Here is a 20,949-nt window from a genome sequence, read left to right on the forward strand (position 1 = left end):
AGTCATGTCCCCGGCCGATAACCGGCCGGGAAGATCATTACGAGTCGGAACCGCCGAGCTGGATCACAACGCGGCGATCAATCAACGGGTGGAGTGGATGGGCGTTGGCTTTATCGGCCTGGACGACTGGGTTTTGGTGGGTGGGTTTGGGATCGGGGGCGCGGTAGGTGCGCCGTTCAAACGCATAGGTGGGCAGGGGCACGCGACGGTGGTTGCTGTCGCGGTTGAAGGCTTCCCAATCGATGGGCGTGCCCGCGGTGTAGAGTTTGCTGAGCGCGCGCATGACGACCGGACCGTTGTCGCGACCGCGTTCCATGGTGGGAATCCACATCGCCGATTCCATGTTGCGGATGTGGCGACCGAGGCTGCTCAGGGTGGGGTGTGGGCCGACTTCCAGGAAGTGGGTGATGCCCATTTGGTGCAGGGTTTCGATCCCGGAAGCAAAGGCCACGGTGCCGCGCAGGTGGTCGCGCCAGTAAGCGGCGTCGGGGACGGCGGTTTTGGCTTTGCCGGTCAGGTTCGAGATCAGCGGGATGCGGGGTTTGCGGTAGGTGGTTTTGGCGGCCAGCGCCTCGAAGTTGTCGAGGATGGGATCCAGCATGGGTGAGTGGAAGGCGTGGGAAACGCGCAGGCGCATCACCTGAATCTCGCCCTTGAGCTCACCGAGCAGTGCTTCCAGTTGTTGGCGCTCACCGGAGATCACCGTGTTGGCCGGACCGTTTTCGGCGGCTACCGCGAGTTGGGGGTAGGTGTCGAGCAAGGGTTGGACCTGATCGCGCGGGGCCAGAATCGCCGCCATCGTGCCGACACCCAGGGGTTCGGCGCCCATCAGGCGACCGCGTTCGGCAACCAGGCGCAGACCTTCTTCCATGCCGAAGACACCGGCGACGCAGGCTGCGACGTACTCGCCGACGCTGTGGCCGAGGACCGCGCTGGGTTTGACGCCCCAGTCCAGCCACATACAGGCGGCGGCGTATTCGACCGCGAACAAGGCGGGTTGTGCGTACACCGTGTTGTGGATGTCCTCGCTGTGCTGGGGATCGTAGAGCAGGTCGAGCAGGGGGATGGGCAGGATGTCCTTGAGCACGTCGGCGCAGTCATCGAGGGTGGCGCGGAAGACCGGCTGGGTTTCGTAGAGGTCACGGCCCATGTTGGGGTACTGCGAGCCTTGACCGGTAAAGAGCATCGCCGTTTTGGGAGCGCGTGACCCTTTGCCGAAGATGACCCCGGCGGGTAAGCGCCGCGGCTTGCCCTGCGGTTCCAGACGGGCCAGCTTCTCGAGGATTTCCTCCGTGTTGCTTCCCACCACCGCCAGGCGATGGTTAAAGTGGGTGCGACCGGTGTTGGCCGAGTAGCAGAGGTCGCCGACCGAAGCGTCGCGGGCCGCGCCTTTGAGGTGGGCGAAGCGACTGATCATGGCTTCCAGGGCGCCGCGGCCGCGGGCCGACAGGGTTAAGACATGCTCGGAGCGACCACTTGGCTCGTTTGGCTCGGCGACGGCCGGTGCCTCTTCGAGAATCACGTGGCCGTTGACCCCACCCATGCCGAAGCTGCTGACACCGGCGCGGCGTACGCCTTGTACCGGTTGCCAGTTCTTCAGCTTGGTGTTGACGTAGAAGGGCGAGTTGGCGAAGTCAATTTCGGGGTTTTCTTCCTTCACGTGCAGGCTGGCGGGGATTTGTTTCTCGCGCAGGCAGAGCAGGACTTTGAGCAAGCCGGCGATGCCGGCGGCGGGTTCGAGGTGGCCGATGTTGGTTTTCAAAGAGCCGATCCCGCAGAACCCGGTTTGGTCGGTATCGTCCTCAAACACCTGGCTAAGCGCGCCGACTTCGATGGGGTCGCCCAGCGAGGTGCCGGTACCGTGGGCCTCGATGTAGCTGAGGTCGTTGGCTTTGAGGCCGGCGTCGTTCAGCGCGGTGCGAACCAATTCGGCTTGGGCGTTGCGGCTGGGAACGGTCAGGCCGCTGCTCTGGCCGCCGTGGTTGACCGCCGTGCCGCGAATCACACCGTGAATGTGGTCGCCGTCGGCCAAGGCTTTGTCCAAGCGCTTGAGCAGGATCAAACCTACCCCTTCGCCGGGGACGAAGCCGTCGGCGCCTTTGTCGAAGGTGCGGCAGCGGCCGGTGGGCGAGAAGGCGCGCAGGCGGCAGGCCATTTGGTAGTAGCGCGGCGAGAGGTCGGCGTGGACCCCGCCCGCGAGGGCGTACTCGCTTTCACCGCGGCGCAAGCTCTCGACCGCCAGGTTGACCGCGACCAAGGAGGAACTGCACAGGGTGTCGACCGTCATGCAGGGACCGCGCAGGTCGAGGAAGTAACTCAGGCGGTTGGTCAAGATGGCGTTGAGGTTGCCCAGTCCGGCGAAGGTCGGCATGACGTCGCCTACCTTTTGGTCGCGGTAGTGGGTGTAGCTGGCGCCGACGAAGACTCCGGTTTTGCTGCCGCGCAGGTGGCCGCCCGCGTAACCCGCGTCCTCGATGGTTTCCCAGGCGGTTTCCATCAAGATGCGCTGTTGGGGGTCGATCCATTCGGCTTCCATCGGGGAGATGCGGAAGAACAGCGGATCGAAGTCGTAGAGTTTCTCGAGGAAACCGCCCCAGCGGGAGTAGGTCGTGCCGGTGGTTTCGGGATCCTCGTCAAAAAAGCGTTTGATGTCCCAGCGATCCTCCGGCACCTCACCGACCACGTCGCGACCGTTTTTCAAGACGTCCCAGAGCTCGTCGAGGTTGGCCGCGCCGGGCATGCGACCGGCCATGCCGATGACGGCGATGGGCGCGGGGTTTGGCGCCTCGGCGGGGTGGGTGTCCGCCACCGCGGTCGCTTTGACCGCTTTGACCGCCGCGGGTTTGGCCGACGCTGGTTTGGGTGCGGCGACGGTGGCCTGGCTAGGCGCGGGTTGGACGGGTTTGACCGCGAGGCGGGGTGTCGGTTGGGGTGTTGGTTGAGCCGCCGGTTTCGCCACCGGTTGCGGTGCCGCCGCGGCCTGCGTGGCCTGGGCCTCGCCGCCCGGGGCTTGGAACTGGTAGCGATTTACCAGCGCCTCGGCAAGCTGTTCCACGTTGGCGTAATCGAAGAACAAGGTGCGCGGCAGCTTTTTGGCGGTGTGATCTTCCAGGTCTTTGACCAGGTTGATCGACAGCATCGAATCCAACCCCATTTCGAGGAAGGGAATGTCGTGTTGCACCTCGTCCGCCGCGCACTCCAAGGTGTCGGCCAGCTTGGTCACCACCAATTCCAGTGCTGCCTCGTGCAGGTCCTCGGTGTTCACCGCGGCCGCGCTTGCCGCGGCCGTCGCGGCGGGTTGGCTTTGCGGTGTGCTTTGTGCGGCGGGAGCCGGGGTCAGTGCGATGCGGGGTTTGGGAGCCGCCGTCGCTTTGGGTGTCGCCGGTTTGGCGGCTTGTGCCGGGCGGTCTTCATTAAAGAACGTTTTGGCGGGGACCGTGGCCAGCGTGGCTTCCGATAAGCCCATCGCCCGTTTCATCAGCGACAGACCTTCCAGCGTGGTGTGGGTGCAGTAACCGCGCGCCTCGGCGGTTTCAACAAAGTCCGTGCCCATGCCGACCTCGCGCCACAAACCCCAAGAGATACTAATGGTGCGGTTGCCGGCCGCGTCGCGTTGCTCGGCGAAGCGGTCCATGAAGCGGTTGGCGGCGGCGTAGGCGCCTTGGCCGGGGTTGCCGAACAGGCCGGAAACCGAGGAGAACAAGACCATGAGTTCGGGTTTGTCGCGGGCGGTGAGTTTGTCGAGGATCAGGGTGCCCTGAACCTTGGGACGAAGCACCGCGTCAAAATCCTCGCGGTCGCTATTGATCAGCAACTTGTCGCGCAAGATACCGGCGGCGTGGAAGATGCCGTGGACGCGGCCCAGGCGCAGGTGCACCTGGTGGAGTGCCCGTTCCATCTGCTCCTCGTCGGCCACATCGGCGCGGATGATTTCCAGCGCAACGCCGGTTTGGCGGATCTGCTTCAGCAGTTCGGGGTCGGAGACGCGGCCGGAGCGGGTGATCAGCGCCAACTGGGTGTTGTACTCGCGGGCCAGCCACAGCGCCGTGGCCAGACCGATGCCGCCCAGGCCGCCGGTGATCAGGTACACCCCGCCGCGGCGAATGGCCGGTGCGTCTTTGACCGCGGTCCACTGGGGATCCAGGTCGGGGACCAGCGCTTTGAGCGAGGCTTCCGGCAAGAGGATTTCGGGGTTGGGGTCGACCAGTGATTCGAGGATGTACCACATGCGCTCGTCGTTGATGGTTTTGGGGAAGCGGCCCAGATCGACCGTACCGCAGTTGAGGCGTGGGAACTCGCGGCGGATGACCTGGGTCAAGCCGGTCAGGGCGGCGTTGGCCGGTGCGAACTGGGAGGATGCCGCGGTGGCGCCGCAGGTGATCACCCGCAGGATCAGGTCTTCTTCGCCCTCGGGCGTCTTGGCGTTGTGCCAGGCGCGGGCCAAGTGAGAGAGGGCGTGAACTCCATTGACCAGCGCCGCGTCGTTGTCGCCCGCGTTGGTCAGTGACCAGCAGTGAAGCAGGCCCACCGTGCGCGGTGACATGCGGTCGGCGAGGTGGCGCAGCGAGACGTAGTCCTCGCCTTTCTCCGGGTTCACCGCCACACGGTCCGGCGCCAAAATTTGGAAGTGGTCACCGCGAACGATTTGCGTGACCATCGAACCGCGTTGCTCCAGACCGGCGCGCAGGCTGTCGATGACCGCATTGTCGTCGCCGAAAATCAGCCAGTGTCCTTGGGGCAAGGGCTGCTCGCTGAGGGTGGCGGGGCGCCAAATCCGCCGTGCCAGCACCGCGCGGTTCTCTTGGCTGACGCGTTTCCAGCTCATGTCGCGGAAGTGGGCCAGCAGTTGGTCGTTCTCACCCAGGAAGGTCAGGTTACCGCGCAGGAGCGGCGAGCCTGGCTCGGTGGTGGTCAGTTCCGCGATCACTTTGAAGCGGCGCGGCAAGGCTTGGTGCAGCTGCAGTTCTTCCACCAAGAAAGGCAGGTACAGCGCTTGCGCGCGGGTTGCCAGTGGGGCCAACGCACATTGGAAAGCCGCGTCGAGCAAGGCCGGGTGCAGCAGGTGGTCGTCGATTTGGACCGATTCTTCCAGGGCCACCTCGCCAAAGACCAGGTTGTCGTAGACCTGAACCGAGCGCAGGCAGCGGTAAAGCGGGCCGTACATCAAACCGGCGTGTTCGAATTGGCTGTACAGTTCGTCGATGTCGATCTCGTGGGCCATGGCGCGGTGCGGTTTGGCGGGCACGGCGTCGACCTGCAGGTCGCCGGCGCCGCTCATCGCGCTGAAGAAGCGTGTGGCACCGGCGCTTTCATTAATGTTGATTGCCAGTTGCTCGCCGCTGCCGGGTTGCAGGTTCAGCATCACGCCGCCGTCTTGCTTTTCCCGTTCAAAAATCGGCGCCATGAAACTGATGTCGGTGAGGTGCATGGGTTTTTGAATCCGGTTCAGCGCGAAGCAGGCCAAATCCAGCATGGCCGCTCCCGGGAGTACGGCTTTGTCGTTGACGATGTGTTGGTCGAGGACCCAGTTGCCGTCCCGTTGCAGGAAGGGTTCGAACAGTGCTTGGCCCAGCGAGGCTTGTTCGCGGAAGATCAGCGGGTGCGGGGAGCCGGCGTTGCGGCGCATCGCCGGGCGTGGCACCCGGCAAGTGCGCGCCACGAAGGGGTAGGTTGGCAGCGGGAGGCGGCGTGGACGGCGACGGCCGTCGACCGCTTGCCAATCCACGGCAAAGCCGAGCGCAAAGAGTTCGGCCAGCGCGGTGAACAGCAGGCGTTGTTTGGGTGGGTTGGCGTCGCCGCAAGGGTATTCGGCGACGGCGGGACACCAGCGCACCAGCTTCTCCCAATCGGCGCGGGCCAGTTCGGCACAGATGCGGGTGACGCGACTTTCCTTTTCTTCTTCAAGGATTTCGGTCGAGCGGAAAATGCCCAGGCGGCGCAGCTTTTGGTCGCAGCTCACCAACTCGGCAAGGTGCAGCTTGTCGGAAAGTTGGTCGATGCTGTTCACTACCAGCGCGACGCGGTGCTCGAACAGCTCGCGGCCGATGTTGGCGGTGTAACAAAGATCGGCGAGGTGGCACAGGTTGTTTTGGTCAAGCGCGTGGTTCCAGGCGCGCAGCATGTCGCGCAGGGGTTCCACTTCTTTGGCCGACAACGTCAATACGTGGTATTCGCTCGCGGTTTTTTCGGGGGGTAAGGCGTCCGGTGCTTCCTCAATGATGAGGTGGGCGTTGGTGCCGCCGAAACCGAAGGAAGAAACACCGGCGCGGCGCGGATGCGCTTTTTTGCGCCACATGCGGGCGCGGTCGTTGATGTAGAAGGGGGTTTCCTCGAAGGAGATGTGGCGGTTGGGGTTGCGCACGTGCAAGGTGGGAGGGATTTCGCCGTTGGTTAAGGCCAGGGCCACCTTGATAATGCCCGCGACCCCGGCCGCCGGCTCCAGGTGACCGATGTTGGATTTCACCGAACCGATGGCCGTGGAACCCCAGCTCGATTCGCGACGGAACACCTCGGCGAGGGCGCGGATTTCAATGGGGTCACCCAATGAGGTGCCCGTGCCGTGGGCTTCGATGTAATCGATGGTGTCGGGGGTAACGCCCGCGCGGTTGTAGGCTTTGCGGATGACGTTTTGTTGGGCGAGCGGGGAGGGGGCGGTCAGGCCGACCTTTTGGTGGCCGTCGTGGTTAACCGCCGTGCCTTTGATGACGCACCAAATGGTGTCGCCGTCTTCAATGGCGCGCTCCAGCGGCTTGATCACCAGGGCGCCGGCGCCTTCGCCGCGTACATAACCGTCGGCCTCGTCGTCGAAGGTTTGGCAGCGACCTTGGGGTGAGAGCATGCCGCCTTGGCTGAAGCGGATGGTGTTGTCCGGCTCGAGGATCAGGTTGACACCGCCCACCAGCGCGGTGGAGATCAAACCCTCGCGCAAGGCGTTGCAGGCCAGATCAACCGCGACCAACGAGGAAGAGCAAGCCGTGTCGACCACCATGCTGGGCCCCTGCCAGTTGAACAGGTAGGAGATGCGGTTGGCGACCAGGGACAAGGCGTTGCCGGTGCCGGTGTGGGCGTCCCAGAAGGCGTCGGTGCCGCGCAGGTAGTTGGGGTACTCGTTGGCGATCAGCCCCATGTAAACGCCGGTGCTGCTGTTGGTGAAATCGGAGGGACGGTAGCCCGCGTGTTCCACCGCGTGCCACGCCACCTCGAGGATCAGGCGTTGCATCGGATCCATGCGGCGCGCTTCTACCGCGCTGATCCCGAAAAATTTGTAGTCGAAGTGGTCGACGCCGTTAACCAGGCCTTGCCATTTGCTGACCGTGCCTGCTTTGCGGCGGCCGTTGGGGTCGTAGAAGCGGCGCCAGTCCCAGCGTTGCGAGGGCACCTCGGTGACCGAGTCGATGCCGACGCGCAGGTTTTGCCAAAACTGCTCGATGTCGTTGGCGCCGGGGAAGCGGCAGGCCATGCCGACGACGGCGAACCCTTCACTTTTGGTGATCCGTTCACTGTTTGTTGCCGGGGCCGTGGCTCTGATTGTGATCGGCTTGGCGACGGCTTTGTTGGGTGCGGGCGCCGGCGTTGTTTTTACGACCGCTACCGGCTTGGGTTTGCTCACCGCTTTCGGGCGGGGTTGGGCCGGTTGGGTTTTGGCGGCCTTGGGTTTGGTCACCGCGGTTTGTTGCAAACGGGTGCCATAATTCTGGTTGAGCCATTGTGCCATGGTGCGCACGGTGGGGTAGGCGAAAATCAGCGTGGTGTCCACTTTGTCGCCGGTCAGTTCCGCCAACTTTTCGTTGAGCAGGCCCACCAGAAGCGAGGTACCGCCCAATTCGAAGAAGTTGTCGTCGACACCGACGCTGTCGGTTTTCAGCACCGTGCCCCAAATTTTGGCAAGCTGTTGCTCCACCGCGCTGGAGGCGGCTTTGAAGGAACCGTCGAGCAACAGGTTCTCGCGGGTCGGCGCGGGCAGGCTCTTGCGGTCGACTTTGCCGTTGGGCGTCAACGGCATGGCCGTTACCAGCACAAATTGCTCGGGGTGCATGTAACGGGGCAGGTTGTTTTCCAGGTGGGTGCGTGCGGCGTTCAGGCTGATTTGGTCGCGTTCGGCGATCAGGTAACCGACCAGATGCGCTTCCCCTCCGTCCTCGCCGCGGCGGGCCGTCACAATGGCTTTTTCAATCGCGGGATGGGTGTCGAGAATCGCTTCGATCTCTTCCAACTCGATGCGGAACCCGCGAATTTTGACCTGGAAGTCCGCGCGGCCGTGGAACTCAATCACGCCGTCCTCGGTGAAGGAAGCCAGATCGCCGGTCCAGTACATGCGGGCGCCGGGCTGGTCCGAGAAGGGGTCGCTGAGGAAGCGTTCCGCCGTCAGGTCGGGGCGGTTGCGGTAGCCGAGGCTCAGGCCTTCGCCGCCGATGTAGAGGTTGCCTTGGGTGCCGGCGGGTACCGCTTGGAACTGATCGTCCAGAATGTAGATCTGGGTGTTGGCGATGGGTTTGCCAATGGGAATCGCGTTCTCGGCGCTGGTCACGTGACAGCAGGTCGACCAAATTGTGGTTTCGGTCGGGCCGTAAAGGTTGAAGAAAGGGCCGACATGGTCGAGCAGGCGGCTTGCCAAATCGCGGCTGATCGCTTCGCCACCACTCAGCACCTTAAACCCGGCTTGGGGTGGGCGACCGGCGCGGAACAACATTTCCCAGGTGGCCGGGGTAGCCTGCATCATCGTCGCAGTGCTGCTTTGGATCAGGTCGGCCAAGGCGCGACCGTCGGCGGCCGTGGCGCGATCCGCGATGATTACGGTGGCGCCAAACAGGATGGGCAGGAACAGTTCCAACACCGAGATGTCGAAGGAGATCGAGGTCACCGCGAGCAGGCGATCCGCCGGGTTGATGCCTGGTTGGCGTTGCATCGTGTACAGGAAGTTGACCACGCTTTGGTGACCGATCAGCACGCCCTTGGGACGGCCCGTGCTGCCCGAGGTATAAATCGCGTAGGCCAAATCGCCGGAGGTTCCTATGGCGAGGTTGTCGTTGGGCTGTTCGCTGATCCACGCGGCCGAGGCTTCGAGATCGAGGCGGTCCTGTTGGGCGTTGAGCCAGTCGGGTTGCTCGCCGTTGGTGAGGATCAAGGCCACGTCGCCGTCCTCACAGATCATCGCAAGGCGGTCGGCCGGGTATGCAGGGTCCAGCGGCAGGTAAGCCGCGCCGGCTTTGAGCGTGGCCAACAAGGCGATCAACATCTGTTCGGACCGTTCCATGCAGATGCCGACCAGGTCGCCCCGTTGCGTACCCTTGGCGATCAGTGCATGGGCCAGCCGGTTGGTGGCTTCGTTGAGTTCAGCGTAGCTCAGTTGAACCGCGCCAAATTCGGCGGCGACGGCATGCGGGGTTTTGGCGACCTGTGCTTCGAACAAAGCGTGGATGGTGGCGGCACGGGGATATTCGGTTGAAGCAACGCGGCCGTGGGGTAACTTGCTGCTTTCGTTCAAGCGATTCCCCAGCGGCGTTTGCCGCAGCACGATCAGTTCGGCCTCAACCTGGCTGGCCAAGGTGATGGCGTCGAAGTCGAAGGCGGTGTCCACATTCATCTGAATGGTGCGGCTGCCGTAGTGGATGTGGATTGGTGGGGTGGCCGTGTCGCACGCCCCGTCGAAGGTGATGCCGACTTGGGGGGTCCAATCGGGATCGGCTTCATTTTTGGCGAGGCGGGCGGGCAGGTCGGCGGTGAAACCCAAGGCGCGGCGGGTCGTTTTGATTTCCTGCGCGATGGTTGATGTTTCGTCGGCAACCGGGAAGGGCAGCCAATGGTGGTGGATTGGGCAGTCGTCAAGGGGTTCCAGTTCACTTTGCAGCGCGAAGGTGTCGCCGCTAAAGCCGTATTCCCGTTGCAGCACCCGTTTCAAGGCCAAGCATAGGTCGGCGAGGGACACGCGGTGGCTGTGCAGCGCATTGAGGGTGCCGCTGCCGTAAGCGTGGGTGCGGGCCGGTGTTTCACGGGCGCGCAGCGGTTGAGTGGTTGCCAGACGGTTGCGCCAGAAGGCCTCGTGTCGGGCCAGTTCTTTTTGTAAGGTGTTGATCTTTTTGAGGGTGGCCGCCTCGGGGTAGCGGAAGCGAGAGCCGATTTGCAGGCCCGTCTCCTCGATGTCGACCGCGCGACCGTCGCCGTCGATGAAACGCGAGAGATGGAGTTCGCCGTCGCCGGTGGCAACCGTCACCCCGGCGTTGTCAACCGCGACAACCGTACCGGGCGCGGCGTCGTTGTGGTCGTTAAGGCGTTCCAAGCGGCGCGGAATCAGGAAACGGGCACCCGATGCGGAGGCGATCATCGCCTTGGGCAGTGCCAGCGGGTTGGCGTAGGTGCCGAAGTTCAGGCCGCGGTGGAGATTTGCCAGCTTTACCGCCGGTTGACGGAAATCGAGCACCGCGTTGCCCTTGGGTTTGCGGGTGCTGTTGTAGAAGCGCCGTTTGCGTTCGGGCTGCGCGCCGCCCTTCAGGGTGTCGCTTGCCAAACCTTGGATCAACTCGGCGAAGGCTTCGAGACCGGCAAAGAAACACTTGGTGTTGAGGCCGGCGGCAGTGTCGTGGGCGCCGATGGGCCAGTCGCGTTTGACCAAAATGCGACCCGCGTCTACAGCAGGGACCAGTTCGTGCCAGGTGATGCCGTAGCTGCTCGCGCCGTTGATTAAGGCCCAGGCCGGCGTGTTGCGACCCGCGTAATCGGGTAACGGCCCGTCGTGGAAGTTGATACAGCCTTGAGTGGGCAGGCTGATTAAATCGTCTTCCAAAATGTGGAAATTGACGATGCTGAACAGGTACTCGAAGGGTTCGTTTCCGATTTGGTCGCGATCCTCGTAACGGTGTTGCGGGATGCCCGCCTCGGCGCACCATGCGACGGCGGTCGGATCTTCGGTCACGACGCCGAGAATCCGGTGACCTTGTTCGCGCAACATCTCGCCGCAACGAATCAACATATTGCCTTGGCCGATGAGCCGGCAACGAAAGGGTCTGATATGAATAGGTTGATTTTCCAACATTTTGGGTCTCCAGGATAAACGTAGGTGGGGGCGGGTAGACCGAGACCGTCCGGCGGGGGCTGCCGTGTTTGGGCTCGGTGTACCGACGGGTGGCGTGACACACCGAGGGCGGTGGTGGGTAGAGGACAACCACCGCACCGTGCCGATGTGGATCGGGCACCGAGCCGATTGGCGATGACGGAACTTAGGTCGTGTGTGTGTGGCTCAAGTAATAAAGAATCGAGTCATGGATTGTCGTTTGGGCTGAGGGATGACAATCGCGGGAACCATTGCGAATGCGGCGTGAGCAATGGTTTGAGAAGCAGGACCTGCATGTTGGGCTGGGGGGCGCTTCATGCAAAAAGTCGATCACCGACGACATGGGCGAGCTGTTCGCCGGTGATCATGGTGAAAACAGGTGGTGGGGTTGCCGGGTTTGAACCTAAAAGGAACGATCAATCGTGTTTTTTAGGTTTAAGCCTCATTCCCGTGCGTAAGGCGCGTTCCTTGGTCGGGGCTTGACCGGATGGGGGGATGGGGCTGACCCGGCGAACACCCGGTGTGTCCGCGTTGTTTCTCCCGTTCGAAAGGCGAAAGCCGTATTCTCGTAGAGAATCTGGTGGGCGTCTTCGGTCACCCGCGGGGGCTCGCGAAGCACAACGTTTGTGGACAAGGGTTTGGGTGAAGGGGTTCGGCGTGAACACTGCTGGTCTTCCCGGTTTGAAAGGCAAATGCCGTCAGGTTGGGTAACCCGTGTGGGGGGGAAGGCCCGGTTTTGTCAGGGCGACAAGCGCGGTGCGCGGCGTTCCTGCCGTGGGATGGTTACTTTTCGATGTAGACCAGACCGAAAGGCGCGGAGTCCGTGGCAAACGGGGTGGGCTGGGGACCCGGTGCCAAGGACAAGGAGCCGTCTTCGTGAATGCGGTAACCGACCATGCCGCCGATGCCGCCGTTGACGAGGTACAAGAACTGGTCGTCGCCGGTGATGATCATGTCGAGCGGTTCGTCGTTAAGTTCGTCGATCTTGGGAACGTCCACGACCTCGATGAAGTTGAGGGTGCCGTCCGGATTCGTCGTGTAACGGGTGAGTGAGTCGGAACGCGTGTTGGTCGTGTACAGGTTTTTACCGTCGCTGGTCAGGACAATCCAGCAGGCCGCGCCTTGGTCGCCGGTGGTGTAAGGGGCACCGGGGATGGGCGCGAGTTGGCCGGTGGAGCCGGAGCGCAGGAAGGAGGAGAGCAGGCCGGGACGTTCGTCCAGTTCAACCAGGTTGGAAACGAAGACTTGGCTGTCGTTGACCGGGCTGAAGGCGAAACCCAGCGGTTGGGTGACCACCGAATCAAAGGGCGAGCCGGGGGCTGGTTCCAGCAAACCCGTGTCCTTGTCCAGCATGAAGCTGTCGATTTTGTGGTCGCCGACGCGGGCGCCGAGCATGTTGACACCGTCGGGGGCGAAGTCGACGGCCAACACAAAACCGGGCGGATTGACTGGCAAGGGGATGACCGAGTCGGGGATCGGCGTCAGGGTTTCGTTGGTTTCGTCCCAGAACAGGCCGCGGTAGTCGCACTCAACGCAGAAGTTGAGGTTGGTACCCAGGTGGGCCACATACATAATGTCGTCGGACAAGGCCATGCAGGAAGGCACCTGGCCGCCGGTGTCGAAGGGTGAGTCGGGAACCTGGGTCAAGGTTCCGTCGTCGGCGATGCGGAATACCGAGATGTTGTTGGTTAGGATGTTGATGGCGAACAGGTATTTGCCGTCCTTGCTCGCGATTAAACCGTTTTGGGTGAATGGCGTGACGGTTAGGCCCCAGCCGCCGGTTTCCCAGGGGGATCCGGGCAGTTGGACCAAGGAGCCGTCGTCCTGAATTTCGAAACCGATGACCGTGTTGCCAAAGGCGTTGCCAATGGTGTAGAGGTATCGGCCCGCGTAATTATTCAGGCTGGACAGAAGCAGACAAAAGCAGACAAAGCGTGATAGGCTTGTGATAGTCATAGAAGAACCTCGCTAGATCGAGAAGCAGGGTCGAAAACCGAGGAGGGAGGTATCAACGTACAGCGTATCGTTAGGAACAGATGTGATGAATAAAAGATAATCTTCTGAGGGCGGTATCACATGATCCTAACATACGGGGTTTCGCTGTCAAGCGGAACGCGGTTTTTTTACTAACCCTCGGAAAACAACCGTGCTTATCCTCAGGTAAAGGGTTTTGTGATTTGTGGCACTGCCTTCAGGCGCGAAAGCGTGCGTGTGAATCGGGTAATAAACCCTTGAGGAAAACTTTTTTAAGCGTTAAACCGCGGCGTGACCGGGGGCGTAACCTTCGATAAAGCTTTCCGAGGGCGGGATCATGTGGCAGATGTTGAGCGGTACACCGGCGGGATCAACCACCACGAAGTGGCGCTCGCCCCAAGGTTCGTCGGCTAACTCGTGAAGGATGGGTACGCCGGCGTCGTTCAAGGCTTTGTAGGCGTCGTCCGCGCTTTCGACGTAGATGCTGAAGGAGATTCCTTCGTGGTAAGCGGGTTGAAAAACAGGGGGTTGGCTTTCGTGGTTGGGTTTGAGGAAGCCGATGTCGAAGTGCTTCTCGCCCGGGCTTTGGATGTTGACGTACCAGTCGCTGTCATAGGTCACTTCGAAGCCGAAGTGTTGTGTATAGAATGCTTTACATTCTTCCAGGCGGTCGGTGTTTACGACCGGGGTGCATGCTGTCATTTTCATGAGATGCCTCGTTTATAAGAATTGGTTTTGGGAACGTCTGCCGGAGGATTGTGAGAAGTGTGATGGTGTGCCTGTGTGTCGTGCCCTCTAGCTTTGACACTATTCTGGTTTTTTTCCCGGGGGCCCTCTTGACATTTTTTGCTTTTCTCGCGGGTTTAGCTGTAGTCGTTGGGGCCCAACGGTTCCAGAAACTCATTTTTTTATAGATTCTTTTGGAAGGCTCCCGAGGAGGGGGTGAACGCGTTTGAACGTGCGTGAGGTCTGACCACTTTTGCGTCTGTTGGGCGGCATTCAGCCGAAAAAAAGCTGGGCGGTGGTGGTTTTTTAGCGGTGTGGTTGTTTTCTTGGGTCTGGTGCGTTTTTGTTGCCGGTTTTGGTTTTTTTGGGGTGGCCGATGCTTGGGGTGTGGTGCTTGCGCTCACGCAACCGTAAGGAATTGTTGCATCCGTCGGTTTTTATTTAGCGCTTTGGGCGGATCCATGAAAAGAATCAATACATCTATATAATGGAAGGATCCATTTGAGATAAAAAATGTCAAAAAAAATGACAGGAATGCTTGCTTTTTCATCAACTAATGACTTATGTTGAATATGCCTGAACGTGAGAATCCAACCAATACCTTCATGATGAATCGCGAGTTATTCCGTTCATCTTTTTCATAGAAAAGTGGAAGGTTATCGTTGGGAAAAGTGATGTGAAAGTGCCATGTGTGTCGCCTCTGCTTTGAATTTTATTCACAGCGGAGTTCTACCATGTTCTTGTTACCGTCTTCGCCAACGTCCCGTCTTTCGACATCGCTATTTTTTATCTTCTTTGCCGCCACGTTCGCCGTCGCGCAAACCGAGTACCGTACCATTGACGGCTCCAACAACAACCGCAACAACCCAACCTGGGGCACTCCTTTTACCCAGCTGGAACGGGTTGTTCCCCCCGCCTACGCCGACGGGGTTTCTACCTTAAGTGGTCAGAACCGCCCGGCACCGCGCGACATCAGCAACATCGTGCTGTCCCAATCGGAATCCAAACCCAGCAGCAAGCAGCTCACCGACATGGTTTGGGTCTGGGGGCAGTTCCTCGACCACGACATCAGTTTGACCAACCCGGTCTTTCCGTTGGAGCCGCATAACATCAGCCTGCCGGAGGACGACCCGTTCTTTATTTCGGGTGTGCCCATCCTGCCGTTCAACCGCTCCGAGTATGACCGTGCCACCGGCACCGGCCCTGACAACCCGCGCCAGCAGCTTAACGAAATTACCGCCTTCATCGACGCCTCCAACGTTTATGGCTCCGATCAGGAACGCGCCACCGCGTTGCGCGCCAATGACGGGAGCGGTAGGCTCAAGGTCGGCCCCGCCAACCTGTTGCCCTTCCTTGAAGGTCACTTCGACAGTGCCGGCGGCGGTACCTTCCTGCCGTTTGAGTTCTTCGCGGGCGACGAACGCGTCAACGAAAATGTGGCCTTGATTTCCATGCACACCCTGTGGATGCGCGAGCACAACCGTCTGGCCGACGAAATTCGTGGTGCCAATCCCAACCTGAGCGGTGAGGAAATCTACCAGCGTGCCCGTGCCTTGGTCGGCGCCCAAATGCAGGTAATTACCTACCGCGAATGGTTGCCCATGATCATGGGTCCCATCGAGTTGGACAAATACAAGGGTTACAAGCGCGATGTGAATCCGCAGATCATGAACCTGTTCTCGAGCGCCGCGTTTCGTTTCGGGCACAGCATGTTGTCCGCGACCGTGCCGCGCATTGAGGAAGACGGTAGCCAAACCGAATTTGGCCACCTCGCCCTGCGTTCGGCCTTCTTTAACCCCGCCGCCGTGTTGGAACAAGGCGGCATCGAACCCATCCTGCGCGGTTTAAGCAACCGCGTCGCCGAGGAAGTCGACGGTTTTATCGTCGATGAGGTGCGCAACTTTTTGTTCGGGATCCCCGGTGCCGGCGGTTTGGATTTGGGTTCGATCAACATCCAACGTGGCCGTGACCACGGTCTGGCCGACTACAACACCATTCGTCAATCACTTGGTTTTCTGCCCGTGACTTCGTTCCAGGAAATCTCCAGTGATCCCGAGGTGTCCGGTCGTTTGGAACAGGTTTACGGTGACGTGAACCGGGTCGACTTCTGGGTCGGCGCCATGTCCGAGGACAAAATCTACAACGCCGCGGTGGGTTTAACCCTGGCCAAGGTGTTTAAGTTGCAGTTCGAACGGCTGCGTGACGGTGACCGTTTCTGGTACGAAACCCAGTTCCGCGGTCAAACCTTGCGCTGGTTGAAAGACCAAACCCTCGCCAAGGTGATCGAACGCAACTCAACCGTTACCAACAAGATGCTTGGCAAAAACGTGTTCACCATGACCGACCGTTACGCCGCCGACCTCAAACCCGACACCACCCCCGACCGACCTTTCGTTGAGGGTGCCAACTAAGTCGAAACCACCGCGCCCGGTTTCGACAGCCCGGTCGGGTTCCGAACCGCGTGGTTGTCTGCATGCCCCATGCCGCATGCAGCATGGCGTGCCCTGCACCCAACATCCCACTGCCACGCCCCATCTCCGCGCCTGTTCCCCTTGAAGCGCGTTGATTGGGTTCAATCTCCCCGAATGCTCCCAAGGAACGTTGGCGCCCAAACTCGGTTTTCCCCTGAAACACCGTGTATTTGGAACCCAAATCCTTCTTGTGATTCGCTGCCGACCCTGTCCACAACCCGTTAGCGTCCCTTTGATTTTCTCGGGTTGGGTCCTTCGATTCGCCAGACCACCGTTCCTTCTGATTGCGCCGCGGGCACGACACAACCGGTGTCGGCTTGTTGCCTGGCCGTGCTGTGCCCGCGGTGCGCCTTCTCTAACCCGAAATTCTCACAAGGATTCGTCGCGAGAAGCTGAAAGACCTGTGCGTACGAAGTTTACGACTGAGAGACCGCACAGAGTGCCGACCCTTCGGCGTAGCAGCTGAGGCGAAGGCGGCTCGACCGAGTAACGCGGAAGGCCGCCCCCTCGTAATCGCATGGCTTTCGGCTTCGTCGCAGAATTCCTTGTGAGAAATGCGGGCTAAAGCAACCAACCGGCGTGATCAAGCGTCGGCCTACCAAGGAGGACTCGATGCCAACGCCGCTTGGTCAACTAAAAAACATCGGCAAAACCATTGAGAAACGGCTCAATGAAATCAACATCCATTCACGCGAGGACCTCGCCCGGGTGGGATCCGTCGATGCCTATCGATTGATTTGCAACCAACATCCCGGCAAAACCATTCCCGTGTGTTACTACCTCTATTCCTTTGAAGGCGCCCTGTTGGACCTTCACTGGAATGCGTTGCCCAAACCCCTGAAAGAAGACCTATTGGCACGGGTTCGCCCCGGCCAAAAATCCATGAGGAGTGTCTAGGTGGCCCATTCAAACCCCCCTTCCCAACTTCCCGGCGCCGACGAACCGCCGCGCGCCGCGTGGATCTCCCACGATCTTTACTATTGGCATGATACCGGCTCCGCGGGTGGCTTGTTACCCGTCGGCCCCGGCATCCAACCTTTCCAACACGTGGAATCTGTCGCCTCCAAACAGCGGGTCTCCTCGTTGCTTGAGGTCAACGGCGTTTTGGATCATCTCCTGCGCGTAAAACCCCGACCCGCGACCGACGATGAGATCTGCGCCGTGCATTCGCGGCCCTACCTGCGCCACATCCTCAACCTGTGTGCCACCGGCGGTGGTGAGGCGGGGATTTATGCACCCGTGGGTTATCACTCGGCCGCCGCCGCGCGATTGGCGGCGGGTGGTGTGATTCGCGCCGTCGAGGTCGCCCTCGGCGACGGTCCCGACAAAGCCTACTGCCTGGTGCGTCCCCCCGGTCATCACGCCGAGGCCGAACGCGCCATGGGTTTTTGCATCTTTAACAACGTGGCGATTGGCGCCCGTGCCGCGCAACGGCTCGGTGCTGAAAAGGTCGCCATCGTCGATTGGGACCTGCACCACGGCAACGGTTCCCAATCGATTTTTTACGAGGATCCCAGTGTGCTGACCATTTCGATGCACCAGGACGGTTTGTTCCCGCCAGGTTCCGGCGGCGCCCACGAGCGCGGCAAAGGACCGGGTCACGGCTTTAACGTCAACATTCCGTTGCCCCCGGGCTCCGGTCACGCGGCCCACCTCTACGCCTTCGAGCAAATCGTGGCACCCGCCTTGGTTCAATTCCGTCCCGATTTGATCCTGATCGCGGCCGGCCAAGACGCCGGCGGTTTCGATCCGATGGGCATGCAAATGTGTACCTCGGAAACCTTTCAAATGATGACGCGCCGTTTGGTGGATTTGGCCGATCAGCTTTGTGGCGGTCGCCTCATTGCCTCCCACGAGGGCGGTTACTCACCGTGGCACGTGCCCTTTTTGGTGCAGGGGATCGTCACCGAACTGGCGGGCCTGCCGCCTTTGGAAGATCCTTACTTACCCAACTTACAAACCTTACCGGGGCAAGAACTGATGCCCCACCAAAAAGAACGCGTTGATCAAAGCCGAACGGTACTTGGCCTAGCCGATATCGACGTGTCTGTTTAACCTTCGGTGCTCGCGGCAATCCTAAAGTTGTCGCGGGCGCGGAACCAACCGCAATCCCAGCGCCGGTGAAAACGCCTCCTGGTTTCACCGTCGTGTCCTATCCAAACCCCAAACGTGTCGGATCGGCGGGTTATCCGCTCTGACGGCACGCGCGGGGACAGATCGCCTTCGCGGTGCGTCACCGCCGCGGCTCAGGTGATGTTGTCCTTTTTTATAACTATCGAACCGCGTCTGTTTCCGCGACGTGGCGGCGGGTGTCCCCACACCGGCGTCGCCGACTGGAAACGGCTTCGAACCAAGGGTTCCATCCCCACGAGGAAACCTTGGGTTTGGAAGCGAAAAAGACCATGTGCCAGGATCACCGTCTATGAAACGGTGGTTTGGGTCGGCTGTTGTGGTTGAAAACCGGGCGAGGTTTTCAGCGGGCGACAGATCGAACTCTCGTGGCCGGTTTAAGCCGGAGCACGGTGTGTGGATGATCTGGGACGCGCGCGGTCTATCCGTTTGTTGCACCCATTCGGGTGTGTTGGACGGGTTATGGGTTTCCGTTATGGTTGAAAAACGATGTGTTGGGTCAAACCACGGCTGGTCCGGTATAACCCGGATTGGCGCCGCGAGGTTTGGCGGTTCTTGCGCTTGATGATGGATTTGGGTACCGCGTGTTTGGTTGGACCAGGCATCGACAACCCACGACTTTATTTGCTGAGAAACGCTTTGCTTTGCCGGTATCCCGCGGTGGGACAGACATCGAATGGAGACGACGGGAACCGCGATACAACCTTAACTTTCGGCTGCCTCACGTGCGTAGCATGGGGCGGCGGCTGGAAAATACTCGTTCTCGCAAGCCGGCACGAATCACCTATTGAGTGTATTGGCCATTGATGCGTTGTTAATTTTGTCATTCTTAGGCGGTTTCGGTCGGTGGTGGCGGTTCTTTGAGCCGTACTGTCGCCCGCGGTGCTGTGTTTGTTGTGTAACGAACTCGCGCCTAAGAGGTGATGTCATGCGTATTTTAGCTTTGCCCTTTATTCCTAGTCAGACCATGCTGCGTGTCGATGATTGGTTGTTCCAGGCCATGGAACAGTACGGCACCTTTCTCCTGCGAGCGGCATTGGGGGTTGTGTTCATTTGGTTCGGCGGTCTCAAGGTTCTCGGAATGAGCCCCGCGCTGGAACTCGTCCTCAAAACCACCTTTTGGATCCCATTACCTGATTTCCCAACCTTGTTGGGTTGTTGGGAAGTGTTGATCGGTATGTGTTTCATCTGGCGGCCGGCCCTGCGTTGGGCGCTGGTGATGTTGACCTTTCACATGCCCGGCACCATGTTGCCGCTGGTGATGCTGCCCCAGGAATGTTTTCTCGTTTTTCCCTATGCGCTCACGATGGAAGGTCAGTACATCATCAAAAATGTGGTGCTGATCAGCGCGGCGCTGGTGATTGGCGGAAAACTGAAACTCATCGAACAGGAGGAAGAAAACTTGGCCCCGACCCATGTGTTGCGTTTGTTGGCGGACAGCCGTCGGCAAACGGTGGCGGCGGGCAGCACCTTGCTGTTCCGTCAAGGCGAAGGGGTCTTTTTGGTGTGCGAAGGTTTGGTCGAGGTCCGTCGACCGGGCCGCGAGCCACTGCAACTGACGTCGGGCGAATACCTCCCAACGGGGAGCGGTTCACGCGACAGCCAGGTAGTGATTCAGGTTTTGCGCACCACGACCTACATTCAATGGGAACCCGGTAACGTGCGCGCGGATGAAGCATCAACCGCGGCTTAGCATAAACGCGGGGTGGTCCGTTGACTAGGAACTAGGAAAAGCACCTTGTATGTCCCTCAACGTTCTCATCTCGCGGCCGGTCGCGGTGAACACGTCGGCTCACCGCGGCCGCGTCGCAGGAGGTCGTTTGGGGTCGGTCAAGGTGAACAACTTCCGGGAAAAGGCTTTGACGTGGGGACGCGATACCATGAAAATAGGAGACTTAGTCAAAACGGGCCGCATGCTGTGCGGCCGAGAATCGGGGGAATCCATTGTTAACACTTGTCAGCGAAGCGATTGAACAGTACGCGCGTGAAAACACCACGCCGCTGCCGGAACTGCTCCAGGAACTTTCCAAAGCGACCTACGCCAAAACCGACCTGCCCCAAATGCAATCCGGCCCCTTGGCCGGCCAATTCTTAAAAACCATGGCCCGGGTAAGTGGTGCTTCACGAATTTTGGAAGTCGGCACCTTCACCGGTTTCAGTGCCCTGATGATGGCGATGGGTATGGCCGAGGGCGGCCACATCACCACGCTCGAATACAGCGAGGACAACGCGGCCATCGCCCGCGAATTTTTCGACAAAAGCCCCTACAAAGATCAAATCGAGATCAAACTCGGCCCAGCCGCCGACACCTTAAAAACACTGAGCGGCCCCTTCGACATGGCCTTCATCGATGCGGACAAAGTGAACTACATTAACTACTTCGACGCCATCCTGCCCAAGATGCGTCCCGGTGGGTTGATCTTGATCGACAACGTACTCTGGAGCGGCAAAGTCCTGGCCCCCGAGTCAGAGCAGGAAGAATCCACCAAAGCCATCGCGGCCTTCAACGCCCACCTACGCAACCTCGAACACCTCGACAAAGTGATGGTCACCCTCCGTGACGGCATCACCATGGTGGTCGCGCCTTAATTCTCATTCGTT

8 protein-coding genes are annotated in these 20,949 nt (G+C 60.4%); 5 read left to right on the forward strand and 3 right to left on the reverse strand.

The annotated features are described in order from the left end of the window. Nucleotides 1–37: 37 nt before the first annotated feature. From J3U88_RS08350 to J3U88_RS08360, 3 genes are all read right to left on the reverse strand, one after another. On the reverse strand, nt 38–11,029 hold the full coding sequence (locus J3U88_RS08350; protein WP_207858243.1) for a polyketide synthase: 10,992 nt from the start codon (nt 11,027–11,029) through the stop codon (nt 38–40). Nucleotides 11,030–11,830: 801 nt separating this feature from the next. Further along, a complete protein-coding gene (locus tag J3U88_RS08355) occupies nt 11,831–13,003 on the reverse strand; it encodes a lactonase family protein (protein WP_207858244.1) in 1,173 nt (390 codons plus the stop codon). Nucleotides 13,004–13,300: 297 nt separating this feature from the next. Continuing rightward, complete coding sequence (locus J3U88_RS08360; protein WP_207858247.1) at nt 13,301–13,729, reverse strand: VOC family protein; 429 nt, start codon at nt 13,727–13,729, stop codon at nt 13,301–13,303. 752 nt (nt 13,730–14,481) lie between these two features. Here J3U88_RS08360 and J3U88_RS08365 point away from each other — a divergent pair. From J3U88_RS08365 to J3U88_RS08385, 5 genes are all read left to right on the forward strand, one after another. Then, a complete protein-coding gene (locus tag J3U88_RS08365) occupies nt 14,482–16,158 on the forward strand; it encodes a peroxidase family protein (protein ID WP_207858248.1) in 1,677 nt (558 codons plus the stop codon). Between the two features lie 672 nt (nt 16,159–16,830). Further along, entirely contained in the window at nt 16,831–17,115 is a 285-nt protein-coding gene (locus J3U88_RS08370; protein WP_207858250.1) for a TfoX/Sxy family protein, read from the forward strand. Beyond that, nucleotides 17,116–18,273, forward strand: coding sequence for an arginase family protein (locus J3U88_RS08375; RefSeq protein ID WP_207858252.1), 1,158 nt, complete (start codon nt 17,116–17,118; stop codon nt 18,271–18,273). It begins immediately after the preceding gene. Between the two features lie 1,003 nt (nt 18,274–19,276). After that, entirely contained in the window at nt 19,277–20,041 is a 765-nt protein-coding gene (locus J3U88_RS08380; RefSeq protein ID WP_207858254.1) for a hypothetical protein, read from the forward strand. Nucleotides 20,042–20,292: 251 nt separating this feature from the next. Beyond that, nucleotides 20,293–20,937, forward strand: coding sequence for an O-methyltransferase (locus tag J3U88_RS08385; RefSeq protein ID WP_207858256.1), 645 nt, complete (start codon nt 20,293–20,295; stop codon nt 20,935–20,937). Nucleotides 20,938–20,949 lie beyond the last annotated feature (12 nt).

The sequence above is a fragment of the Acanthopleuribacter pedis genome, assembly GCF_017377855.1.
GTDB lineage: Bacteria > Acidobacteriota > Holophagae > Acanthopleuribacterales > Acanthopleuribacteraceae > Acanthopleuribacter > Acanthopleuribacter pedis.

What these genes read in the sequence shown, in the direction of transcription:
- J3U88_RS08350 (WP_207858243.1), bottom strand. Translation starts at nt 11,029, where the DNA reads ATGTTGGAAAATCAACCTATTCATATCAGACCCTTTCGTTGCCGGCTC.
- J3U88_RS08355 (WP_207858244.1), bottom strand. Translation starts at nt 13,003, where the DNA reads ATGACTATCACAAGCCTATCACGCTTTGTCTGCTTTTGTCTGCTTCTG.
- J3U88_RS08380 (WP_207858254.1), top strand. Translation starts at nt 19,277, where the DNA reads ATGCGTATTTTAGCTTTGCCCTTTATTCCTAGTCAGACCATGCTGCGT.
- J3U88_RS08360 (WP_207858247.1), bottom strand. Translation starts at nt 13,729, where the DNA reads ATGAAAATGACAGCATGCACCCCGGTCGTAAACACCGACCGCCTGGAA.
- J3U88_RS08370 (WP_207858250.1), top strand. Translation starts at nt 16,831, where the DNA reads ATGCCAACGCCGCTTGGTCAACTAAAAAACATCGGCAAAACCATTGAG.
- J3U88_RS08365 (WP_207858248.1), top strand. Translation starts at nt 14,482, where the DNA reads ATGTTCTTGTTACCGTCTTCGCCAACGTCCCGTCTTTCGACATCGCTA.